Consider the following 11,126-nt stretch of genomic DNA (forward strand, 5'->3'; position numbering starts at 1 on the left):
GGCGCTCACCACTGTTCGTCGACGGTGATGCCGGCATCGAGCAGCACGTCACGGTAGCAGGCGGCGAGTTTGAGGCTGTCGTGCTGACTGTGCTTGCGTCCGCGCAGCGGTCTGGTCCACATCCGGGCGCCGAAGAGCCGTCGCGCTTTGGCCTCCAGCTCCGGCTCAGCTGCGGCCGCGTCCTCGTCGACGAGCACATAGTCGAAGCGCAGGCGCGGAGCGTGCGAGTGCAGCGATTCGAGGTGGTCGCACAGGCTCAGATCGCGAGTCTCAGCTTTGGAGCCGGGCAGGTTGAGCGTCAGGGTGCGCAGCGCCCCGGAGTCGAAGATCGCCTCTGCGAGATCGGGCACGAGCAGGTGCGGCATGACCGAGGTGTACCAGGATCCGGGCCCGAGGTTGAGGACTTCGGCTGCGCACACCGCCTCGATCGTCTCCGCGCGGGCCGGAGGGTTGTGCGGCACGAGACGGACTTCGCGCAGGTGGCCGTCGGTGGCGGCCAGGGCCGACTGCCCCTGCACCACCTCGGGTGGGCAGCCGGGATCGAACTGGACGTCGCCCTCGATGCGCAGCGGCAGCGACGACATCGGCAGGACGCGGCCGTGTGCGCGCAGCAGCCGCGCCATCCAGTCGAGTCCCTCGACGTGGTCGCCGAGCAGCTGCCACAGGGCGGAGATGAGCAGATTGCCCACGGAGTGGTCATGCAGCGGACCCTCAGATGAGAACCGACTCTGAATGACATCGCGCCACACCCGACCCCATTCGCCGTCATCGCACAGCGCCGCCAGGGCCATCCGCAGGTCGCCCGGCGGCAGTCCGCCGAGCTCCTCGCGCAGCCGGCCGGAGGAGCCTCCGTCGTCTGCGACGGTGACGACGGCGGTGAGATTCTCCGTCAGCAGCCGGAAGGCGCGCAGCGCGGCGTACAGCCCGTGACCGCCGCCGAAGGACACGACCTGCGGCCCTCCGGTGCTGCGTCGTCTGCGCGCAGCCATGATGAGCGGCAGCTCCTCGGTGTGCACGCGGTGCGCGCCGGGACTGTAGCTGCGCGGGTCAGGGGGCACGGATCCGGCTTGCTGGTTCATCTATTCGCGTCCCAGATCGCGGTGGCGCACGGTGACCGAGGCAGACGTGCGCTCTGCCAGCCGGCGGCCGAGCTCCTCGCTCATCGCAACCGAGCGGTGCTTGCCGCCGGTGCAGCCGAGCGCAATCGTCATATGCGAACGATTCTCGTGCTCATAGCCTTCGATGACGACATCGAGGGCCCCAAGATAGCGGTCGACGAACGCCAGCGCCCCGTTCTGCGCCAGCACGTAGTCGCGCACCGGTGCCTCGGTTCCGTTCTGACCGCGCAGCTGCGGGATCCAGTACGGGTTGGGAAGGAAGCGCACATCGGCCATATGGTCGGCATCGACGGGCACGCCGTATTTGAAGCCGAAGCTCTGCACAGTGATGTGCAGTCGGTGATCGTCGGTGCCGCTCAGCAAGGAGTGCACCTGCGCCCGCAGCTGGTGGACGTTGAGATCGCTAGTGTCGATGAGGATGTCTGACTGGTCGCGCAGCGGAGCGAGCGCCGTGCGCTCTTCGGAGATGCCGTCGATGAGGGTTCCCTCGCCCTGCAGAGGATGGGGGCGGCGCACGGACTCGAAGCGCCGCACGAGGGCGTCATCGGAGGCGTCGAGGAACAGCACCTTGATGTTGAGGCCCTGGGAGCGGTAGGCGCTCAGCGTCTGCTTGAGTTCGGAGAACATCTGCCGGGTGCGCACATCGGTGACGACTGCGACCTTCGGCAGAGAGCCGTCGGCGCGGGCGACGAGTTCGACCAGCGGCGGGATCATCTGCAGCGGCAGGTTGTCGACGACGTACCAGTCCATGTCCTCGAGGGCGTTGGCCGCCGTCGAACGGCCGGCGCCGGACATTCCGGTCAGCAGCAGCACCTCGACGTCGTCGCCGGTGCCTTCGATGGCAGCCGGTGATGAGGCGTCAGTCATCGGCAGTCCCTTCCGCAGTGGTCTCATCTGCCTCAACAGTATCGGATTCTGCTGCCGGGCTCAGTGCCTGGTGGATCTTCTCCGCCAGGGCAGGACCGATGCCTGGGGCAGCGGTGAGATCGTCGACAGCGGCGGCCCGGATCCGTTTGACAGAGCCGAAGTGCTTGAGCAGCGCCTTCTGCTTGGCCGCCCCGAGCCCGGGGATGCCGTCAAGGGCCGATGAACGCTGGGCTTTAGTGCGCTTCTGCTGGTGGTAGCGGATGGCGAAGCGGTGGGCTTCATCACGGATCCGCTGGAGCATGAAGAGGCCCTCGGAGCCGCGCGGGAGGATGACCGGGAACTCATCGCCGGGCACCCACACTTCTTCGAGTCGCTTCGCCAGGCCGACAACGGAGATGTCGGTGATGCCGAGGTCGTGGAGTGCCTGCACGGCGGCGTTGACCTGCGGCAGCGCACCGTCGACGACGAGCAGACTGGGCCGGTAGCCGAATCGCTCGTCCGGCTCGTCCTCGACGAGGCTCTCCAGGTAGCGGGAGAAACGCCGGGATACGACGTCGTACATCGCCGAGGTGTCGTCCCGGGCGGCATCGCCGGTGATGGAGAACCGCCGGTAGTCGCGCTTCTTGGCCAGGCCGTCTTCGAATACGACGAGGGAGCCGACGACGTGCTGACCCGACATGTGGGAGTTGTCGATGCACTCGATGCGCAGCGGCGGCTCGGGCAGGTCGAGTGCCTGCTGGATCTCTGTCAGCGCTTCGCTGCGGGTGGTGAGGTCGGAGGCGCGCTGCATCTTGTGCCGCATGAGCGCCTGTTCAGCGTTCTTGTGCACGGTATCGAGCACGGCTTTCTTCTCCCCGCGCTGCGGGACCCGCAGTTCGACCTTCGAACCGCGCTGTTCGCTCAGCCAGGTCGTGGCCAGCTCGACGTCGCTGGGCAGCGTGTCGAGGAGGATCTCCCGCGGGATCGCCTCGGCGTCGATGCCGCTGTAGGCCTGGCGCAGGTAGTCGAGTGTCAGCTCCTCGGGGGTGAGGTCCTGCAGGCGTTCGATGATCCAGCCGCGCTGGCCGCGGATGCGGCCGCCGCGCACATGGAACACCTGCACGGAGGCTTCCAGCTCCTCGACGACCATGGAGAAGACATCAACGTCGACATTCTGCGACAGCACCACAGCGCTCTTGTCGAGGACCTTCTCCAGTGCCTGGATCTCATCACGCAGCTCGGCGGCGCGCTCGTAGTCGAGGTTCTGTGCGGCTTCGGCCATCTCGCGCTGCCGGCTGGAGATGAACTGGCCGGTGTTCCCGCGCATGAAGTCGGCGATGTTGCGGGCCAGCTGTTTGTGCTCCTCCGGTGTCACCCGCCCGACACAGGGAGCAGCGCACTTGTCGATGTAGCCCAGCAGGCAGGGCCGGTCGGTCTGCCGGGCACGGCGGAACACACCGGCGGTGCAGGTGCGCACCGGCCACGCCTTGAGCAGCAGGTCGAGGGTCTCCTTGATCGCCCACACCTGGGTGAAGGGCCCGAAGTAGGTGACGCCCTTCTTGCGGCTGCCGCGGGTGACGAAGGCGCGCGGGTATTCGTCCTGCATCGTGATCGCCAGATACGGGTAGGACTTGTCGTCACGGAACATGACGTTGAATCGCGGGCGGAACTCCCGGATCCACGTCCATTCCAGCTGCAGAGCCTCGACCTCGTTGTTGACGACAGTCCAGTCGACCGACGCCGCAGTGTGGACCATGGTGAAGGTCCGCTGCATGAGAGCGGCTGGGTTGCCGAAGTACGAGTTGAGCCTGGCGCGCAGGTTCTTCGCCTTGCCGACGTAGATGACCCGCCGGTCGGCGTCACGGAAGCGGTAGACCCCGGGCTGGGTGGGAATCTCACCGGTCGCCGGGCGGTAGGTGCTCGGGTCCACGGCTATGTCCGGCTGGCGAGCATCTCGGCGAGGAACTGCCCGGTGTAGGACGACTCGATGGCCGCCACCTCTTCCGGGGTCCCCTCGGCGATGACGGTGCCGCCGCCGCGGCCGCCTTCAGGTCCCATGTCGACGATGTGGTCGGCTGAGGCGATGACGTCGAGGTTGTGCTCGATGACGATGACGCTGTTGCCCTTGTCGACGAGGCCCTGCAGCACGCCGAGGAGCTTGCGGATGTCCTCGAAGTGCAGACCGGTGGTCGGCTCGTCGAGCACATAGACGGTGCGGCCGCGCGAGCGCTTCTGCAGTTCGGCTGCGAGCTTGACGCGCTGGGCCTCACCGCCGGAGAGCGTGGTGGCCGGCTGTCCGAGGCGCACGTAGCCCAGACCGACCTCGACCAGGGTGTGCAGGTGCCGGGCGATGGCAGGAACCGCGGAGAAGAAGTCAGCGGCCTCCTCGATCGGCATGTCAAGCACATCGGCGATCGTCTTGCCCTTGAACTTCGCTTCGAGGGTCTCACGGTTGTAGCGGGCGCCGTGGCAGACCTCGCAGGGGACGTAGACGTCGGGCAGGAAGTTCATCTCGATCTTGATGGTGCCGTCGCCGTGGCAGTTCTCGCAGCGTCCGCCCTTGACGTTGAAGGAGAACCGGCCGGGCTGGTAGCCGCGGATGCGCGCGACTTCGGTTTCGGCGAAGAGCTTGCGCACGTGGTCGAACACGCCGGTGTAGGTGGCCGGGTTCGACCGCGGGGTGCGGCCGATGGGCGACTGGTCGACGTGGATGATCTTGTCGAGGTCTTCGTGACCGGTGATCCGCTTATGGCGGCCGGGCACCCGGTTGGCGCCGTTGAGGTCATTGGCCAGCTGCGTGTAGAAGATGTCGTTGACGAGTGTCGACTTGCCTGAACCGGACACACCGGTCACGGCGGTGAAGACGCCGAGCGGCAGCGAAACGGTGACGTCCTTGAGATTGTTCTCACGGGCGTGATGGACGGTCACCATTTTCTTGCGGTCGATCGGGCGGCGCTGGGACGGGATCTCGATCCGGCGCTGGCCGCCGAGGTAGGCACCGGTGATCGAGCGTTCGGCCTGCGTGAGCTCGGCGACCGGGCCGGAGTAGACGACCTCTCCCCCGTGCTCGCCTGCACCGGGTCCGATGTCGACGATCCAGTTGGCGGCTTCGATCGTCTCCTCGTCGTGTTCGACGACGATGAGGGTGTTGCCCAGGTCGCGCAGCTTCAGCAGCGTTTCGATGAGCCGCCGGTTGTCGCGCTGGTGCAGGCCGATGGACGGCTCGTCAAGCACGTAGAGGACGCCGACGAGTCCGGAGCCGATCTGAGTGGCCAGCCGGATGCGCTGTGCTTCTCCGCCTGAAAGCGTGCCGGCGGTGCGGTCGAGGCTGAGGTATTCGAGTCCGACGTCGAGGAGGAACCCGAGCCGGGCCCGGATCTCCTTCATCACCTGCGCGGCGATCGCCGCGTCGCGGCCGCTGAGCTCAAGCCCGGTGAGGAACTCGGCAGCTTGGTCGAGGGCCATGGTGGAGACATCTGCGATCGATTTGCCGGCGATCTTGACGTGCAGCGCCTCGGGCTTGAGGCGGGTTCCACCGCAGGCGGCACACGGCACCTGCCGCATGTAGGACTCGTAGCGCTCCCGGGCATGGTCGGATTCGGTCTCACCGTGTTTGCGTAGGATGTACTGGAAGACGCCCTCGAAACCGGTCGAGTAGGTGCGCTCGCGACCGAACCGGTTCCGGTAGCGGACGTGGACCTGGTAGTCCTTGCCCTCGAGGATCGCCTTGCGGTGGGACTTCTTCAGATCCTTCCACGGGGTGAAGAGGTCGAAGCCGAGTTCGTCGCCGAGGCCCTTGAGCAGCCGGTTGAAGTACTTCGCCGTCGTCTTGCCCTTCGACCACGGCGCGATCGCTCCTTCCCCGAGAGTGAGGTCCTCATCGGGCACGACGAGCGTCTCATCGACCTGCAGCTTGGTGCCGATGCCGTCGCAGACGGGGCAGGCGCCGAAGGGCGAGTTGAAGGAGAAGGTGCGCGGTTCGATCTCATCGACGGTGAGCGGATGGTCGTTCGGGCACGACATGTGCTCCGAGAACGTCCGGGTGGTGCCCTCGTCGACGAGCTCGACGTCGAGACGGCCGCCGGCGGTTGCCAGCGCGGTTTCGACGGAGTCGGTGACGCGCTGGCGGATCCCGTCCTTGGCGACCAGCCGGTCGACGACGACGGAGATGTCGTGCTTGTACTGCTTCTCCAGCTTGGGCGGATCGGTCAGCTGAACCTGCTCGCCGTCGACGACGGCGCGGGAGAAGCCCTTGGTCTGCAGGTCGGCGAACAGATCGGCGAATTCGCCCTTGCGTCCGCGCACCAGCGGGGCGAGCACGATGAACTTCGTGCGCTCGGGCAGCGTCAGCAGCTGGTCGACGATGTTCTGCGGGGTCTGGCGGGTGATCGGCTCACCGCATTCCGGGCAGTACGGGGTGCCGATGCGCGCCCACAGCAGGCGCAGGAAGTCATACACCTCGGTGATGGTGCCGACGGTCGACCGCGGGTTCTTCGAGGTCGACTTCTGGTCGATCGACACCGCCGGTGAGAGTCCTTCGATGAAGTCGACGTCGGGCTTGTCCATCTGCCCGAGGAACATCCGCGCGTACGACGACAGCGATTCGACGTAGCGGCGCTGGCCCTCGGCGAAGATCGTGTCGAAGGCGAGGGACGACTTTCCGGAGCCGGACAGTCCGGTGAAGACGACCATCGAGTCGCGCGGGATGGCGATCTCGACGTTCTTCAGGTTGTGTGCCCGGGCCCCTTTGACCCACAGCGTGTCGAGGTGCGATACGCCGCGGTCGGCCTCTGCATTCGCGGTCTGAGTAGTCACAGTGTGTACTTTAGTTCCCTTCACTGACATCGGTGGTTTCAGCGCATCGGGCCGACGTCGAGGATCTCGACGACGACTTCGCCGGCGCTGTCGCTGGCGGCCACGTCGACGCGGGCGGTGATCGCCCAGTCGCGGTCGCCGTCGGGGTCGGCGAGGATCTGCCGGACTCTCCACTCCTCGTCGCCTTCGGTGATCTGCACATAGGCAGCGCTGCGGGCGTCGCCGTCGATGCGCAGCTCGCCGTACTCTTCGTAGAAGTCCTCGATCGCGTTCTCCCACGCCTTGGCATCCCAGCCGGAGTCGGCGTCGAGTTCGCCGAGGTGGTCGTAGGCGGCGCGTTCGGCCAGCAGCACGCGGTGGAACATCGTATTGCGGATCAGGGCGGTGAATCGCCGGCGGTCGGAGCTGAGCTTCTGTGCGGCGGCCGGCAGCAGCGCCGGTTCGTCCTCGTCTCCCCCACCGGCGGTGCGCAGCGCTTCCCATTCCTCGACGAGGCTGGAGTCGACCCGGGCGATGAGCTCGCCGAGCCAGTCAATGATCTCCTGCAGGCGCTCGTCGACGGCGTCGGCGGGCACATTCTGCACGAGCGCCCGGTAGACGTCCATCAGGTAGCGCAGAAGCCCGCCTTCGACCCGGGCGAGCCGGTAGTAGGCGACGAACTGGGAGAAGTTCATCGACTGGTCGATCATATCGGCGACGACTGCCTTGGGTTCGAGCCCGACTTCGCGCACCCACGGCGAGGCCTCAGCGTAGGCGTCGAAGGCCGTTTCGAGGATCTCGGCGTTCGGCTGCGGGTAGGTCAGCTCGTCGAGGATCGCCATCCGCTCGGTGTAGTCGACGCCGTCGGCCTTGAGCGCGGCGAGCTCCTCCTGCTTGATCCGGTCGAGCTGGCCCTTGAGGATCGTGAAGTGCACTGGGGTGGTCGCCTCGATGATCGAGAGCACGTTGAGCGCCCAGTCGTCGCCGTCGCGGTCGAACAGGTCGAGGGCGGCCAGGGCGAACGGTGAGAGCGGCTGGTTGAGCGCGAAGTGGGGCCCGAGGTCGCGCTGCAGCACGTAGCGCACCGCCGGCTGCCCGTCCGGTCCCGAGGCGTCGGTGACCTCCCGGCGGATGACGTCCGAGCGCAGCAGCGCGCGTCCGATCGCCAGGGCTTTGAGGTACAGCTCGATCTTCGCAGCTGCTGTCTCATGGGTGGAGTCGATGAAGCGGCGGATCGTGTGCACGCCGCTGCCGGGCCGTGAGAGCAGGTTGAGGATGGTGGCGTGGTTGAGCTGCATGTGGGAGCGCAGCTGTTCGGGCTGGCCGGTGGTGAGCTGGTCGAAGGTCTCCTTCGACCAGCCGACGAATCCGGTCGGCGGCTGCTGTTTGCGCACCTTCCGCCGCTTCTTCGGATCGTCGCCGGCCTTGGCGAGGGCCTTCTGGTTCTCGATGACGTGTTCGGGGGCCTGTGCGACGACGTAGCCGACGGAGTCATAGCCGGCCCGGCCGGCGCGTCCGGCGATCTGCTGGAATTCGCGCACCGTCAGGCGGCGCATCCGGCGTCCGTCGAATTTCGCCAGCCCGGTGAGCAGCACGGTGCGGATCGGCACGTTGATGCCGACGCCGAGGGTGTCGGTGCCGGAGATGATGCGCAGCAGCCCGGCGCCGGCGAGCTGTTCGACCAGCCGGCGGTAGCGCGGCAGCATGCCGGCGTGGTGGACGCCGATGCCGTGGCTGAGCAGTCGTCTGAGGATCTGCCCGAAGCCCTTGGAGAAGCGGAAGCCCCTGATCTCGGCGGCGATCGCCTCGCGCTCCTCACGTGAGCACAGGTTGGCGCTGACGATGTTGCCGGCCAAGGTTACCGCCTGGGCCTGGGCGAAGGAGACGATGTAGACCGGTGCCCGGTCCTTGGAGATGAGCTGACGCAGCGTTTCGTGCAGCGGCTCCTCCGAGTAGCTGTACTCCAGCGGCACCGGCCGGGTCGCTGAGGTCACGAGAGTGACGTCGCGGCCGGTGAGGTCGCTGAGGTCCCGGCTGATGTGCGACATGTCGCCGAGTGTGGCGGACATGAACACGAACTGCGTCTGGGGCATCTCCAGCAGCGGCACCTGCCAGGCCCAGCCGCGCTGCGGGTCGCCGAAGTAGTGGAATTCGTCCATGACGACGAGTTCGACGTCGAGTTCGGCGCCTGCGCGCAGCGCCTGGTTGGCGAGGATCTCTGCGGTCGCGCAGATGATCGGGGCGTCGGAGTTGACCGAGGAGTCACCAGTGATCATGCCGACGTTGTCGGCGCCGAGCGCGGCGGTGAGGTCGAAGAACTTCTCGCTCACCAGCGCTTTGATCGGGGCGGTGTAGTAGGCGCGGCGACCGGTGCTGAGGGCGGCGAAGAGCGCTGCGAGGGCGACCATCGACTTGCCCGATCCGGTCGGTGTCGCCACGATCGTGTGGTCGCCGGTGAGGACGGAGAGGATGGCTTCTTCCTGTGCCTCATAGAGTTCGATTCCTTGTTCAAAGGCGTAATCGGAGAAGGCTGAGAACAGAGTGTCCGGGTCGGCGTGGTCACTCGGTATCTCAGGCAGCGTCGGCACGCATGTCTCCTCTGGGAATGTGGGGGATGGTCTACCGTACACTCTAACCAGAGATCACCGCCGCCTTATTCCCGCGTGGTGGGCCCGTCGAGCAAGGAGACCTGATGGCCGTCTTCGCAGTCCAGTACACCTACAGCCCTGATTCCGAAACCCGGCTGCGGGCCCGTCCGCAGCACCGGACGTGGCTCTCCCGCCTGTTCGACGAGAAGGTGATCCTGGCGGCAGGCCCCTTCGAAGAGGATCGTCCTGGTGGGCTGCTGCTCGTGCATGCTGAGTCGCAGGCTGCCGTCGAGGACGTCCTCACCCAGGATCCCTACGCCGAGGCCGGCGTCATCGAGGGTGTGGAGATCCGCCAGTGGACACCGGTCTTCGGACCGTGGGTGCAGGACTGAGGCGTCCCGTCACCTGGATGCCGCAGGGCCAGCCGGTTGATCCGGCTGGCCCTGCGGCGTCTGCGTCTGCGGTCAGGACGGTGTCACCGCTGCGTGCGGGTGTCGTCGCCCGTCGGCTCGCTGCCGGCCGCATGGGATCCGCCCGAGGCGGCGGTCTGGTCATCGTCGGCTGCCGGTGAGAGCGAGATCGGTTCACCGTTGCCGGTGAGGCTCTCGCCGATGCCCGCCTCGGTCGTGGCTGGGGTGTGCGGCATGGTCGGGTCGGCTGAGACCGCGTCGGACAGCACGGATTCGCCGGAGGTGCCGTTGTCCTCGCGAGCCGAGCGGACCTCCTCGTAGACGCGGGCGGCGTCGACGTGCTCGATGGTGCCGTCCTTGTGGCGCACGGTGTGCTCGACGGGGCCGAGCGGGATGCGCGACGGGTAGCGGCGCATGTGGATGAGCGAGGCGATCGTCGCCGTCAGCATCGCCGCGCAGATGACGCCGAGCGACACCCAGGTGTTGACGTCCGGGACCATCGGCAGGAACGTCTCGTGTGCGGCGTGCATGATGAGCTTGACGCCGATGAACGCGAGGATTGCGGCGATGCCGTACTTGAGGTAGATGAGCCGGTCCATGAGGCCACCGAGCAGGAAGTACAGCTGGCGCAGGCCCATGAGCGCGAAGAGGTTCGCGGTGAAGACGATGAATGGGCTGCGGGTGATGCCGAAGATCGCCGGGATCGAGTCGAGGGCGAACATCACGTCGGTGGTGCCGATGGCGAGGAACACGAGCAGCATCGGGGTGTAGAACTTCTTCCCGTCGATGCGGGTCGTCAGCTTGTTGCCGTTGTAGTCGTCGGTGATGTTGATGCGCTTGCGCAGCATCTTGATGAGCTTGTTGTCCTCGTTGTCCTCGTCGTCGCCGCCGAAGGCCTGGTTCCAGGCGGTCCACAGGAGGAAGGCACCGAAGATGAAGAACACGCCGATGAACATCTCGATGATGATCGCGCCGGCGAGGATGAACGCGCCGCGGAAGATGAGGGCGAGGATGATGCCGACCATCAGGACTTCCTGCTGGTACTTCGCCGGCACCTTGAACCGGGTCATGATGATGACGAAGACGAACAGGTTGTCGATGCTGAGGCTGTACTCGGTCAGCCAGCCGGCGAGGAACTGGGCGCCGTGTTCTGAGTCGCCCATGAGGAACATGAGGCCGGCGAAGATGAGAGCCAGGGTGACGTAGAAGCCGACCCACAGGCTGGCCTCCTTCATGGAGGGCACGTGGGGGCGTTTGACGACGAGGAGGAGATCCACCAGCAGGATGAGGCAGAGCACTGACAGTGATGTGATCTCGAACCACAAGGGCAGCGCAGAGTTCATAGCAGCCTTTCTTCAGAGTGTCGAAAG

6 protein-coding genes and 1 pseudogene are annotated in these 11,126 nt (G+C 66.4%); 1 reads left to right on the top strand and 6 read right to left on the bottom strand.

Annotation, left to right across the window (positions count from 1 at the left end):
- Nucleotides 1-5 precede the first annotated feature (5 nt).
- From H9634_RS04280 to H9634_RS04300, 5 genes are all read right to left on the bottom strand, one after another.
- Nucleotides 6-989 carry a gluconeogenesis factor YvcK family protein gene (locus H9634_RS04280; protein WP_175295053.1) on the bottom strand — a complete coding sequence of 328 codons (984 nt, stop codon included), beginning with the start codon at nucleotides 987-989 and terminating at the stop codon, nucleotides 6-8.
- A 90-nt stretch (nucleotides 990-1,079) separates the two neighbouring features.
- The gene (gene rapZ / locus H9634_RS04285; RefSeq protein ID WP_191725545.1) at nucleotides 1,080-1,985 is read right to left on the bottom strand and encodes an RNase adapter RapZ; all 906 of its coding nucleotides are present in this window, start codon (nucleotides 1,983-1,985) and stop codon (nucleotides 1,080-1,082) included.
- On the bottom strand, nucleotides 1,978-3,894 hold the full coding sequence (gene uvrC, locus H9634_RS04290; protein ID WP_191725546.1) for an excinuclease ABC subunit UvrC: 1,917 nt from the start codon (nucleotides 3,892-3,894) through the stop codon (nucleotides 1,978-1,980). The genes rapZ and uvrC overlap by 8 nt, the downstream gene beginning before the upstream one ends.
- 2 nt (nucleotides 3,895-3,896) lie before the next feature.
- Entirely contained in the window at nucleotides 3,897-6,809 is a 2,913-nt protein-coding gene (gene uvrA / locus H9634_RS04295; protein WP_191725547.1) for an excinuclease ABC subunit UvrA, read from the bottom strand.
- 8 nt (nucleotides 6,810-6,817) lie between these two features.
- A complete protein-coding gene (locus H9634_RS04300; RefSeq protein ID WP_191725548.1) occupies nucleotides 6,818-9,346 on the bottom strand; it encodes a DEAD/DEAH box helicase in 2,529 nt (842 codons plus the stop codon).
- 104 nt (nucleotides 9,347-9,450) lie between these two features.
- Here H9634_RS04300 and H9634_RS04305 point away from each other — a divergent pair, with 104 nt between their 5' ends.
- The gene (locus tag H9634_RS04305; protein ID WP_175294786.1) at nucleotides 9,451-9,738 is read left to right on the top strand and encodes a YciI family protein; all 288 of its coding nucleotides are present in this window, start codon (nucleotides 9,451-9,453) and stop codon (nucleotides 9,736-9,738) included.
- A 425-nt stretch (nucleotides 9,739-10,163) separates the two neighbouring features.
- Here the strand turns inward: H9634_RS04305 and H9634_RS04310 are convergent.
- Nucleotides 10,164-11,099: pseudogene (locus H9634_RS04310) on the bottom strand (TerC family protein); the annotation flags it as partial.
- Nucleotides 11,100-11,126: the final 27 nt, after the last annotated feature.

Source organism: Brevibacterium gallinarum (assembly GCF_014836885.1).
In the GTDB taxonomy this organism is placed as follows: Bacteria; Actinomycetota; Actinomycetes; order Actinomycetales; family Brevibacteriaceae; genus Brevibacterium; species Brevibacterium gallinarum.

Coding starts and splice junctions, on each gene's coding strand:
- H9634_RS04280 (WP_175295053.1), bottom strand. CDS start 989: ATGGCTGCGCGCAGACGACGCAGCACCGGAGGGCCGCAGGTCGTGTCC.
- H9634_RS04305 (WP_175294786.1), top strand. CDS start 9,451: ATGGCCGTCTTCGCAGTCCAGTACACCTACAGCCCTGATTCCGAAACC.
- uvrA (WP_191725547.1), bottom strand. CDS start 6,809: ATGTCAGTGAAGGGAACTAAAGTACACACTGTGACTACTCAGACCGCG.
- rapZ (WP_191725545.1), bottom strand. CDS start 1,985: ATGACTGACGCCTCATCACCGGCTGCCATCGAAGGCACCGGCGACGAC.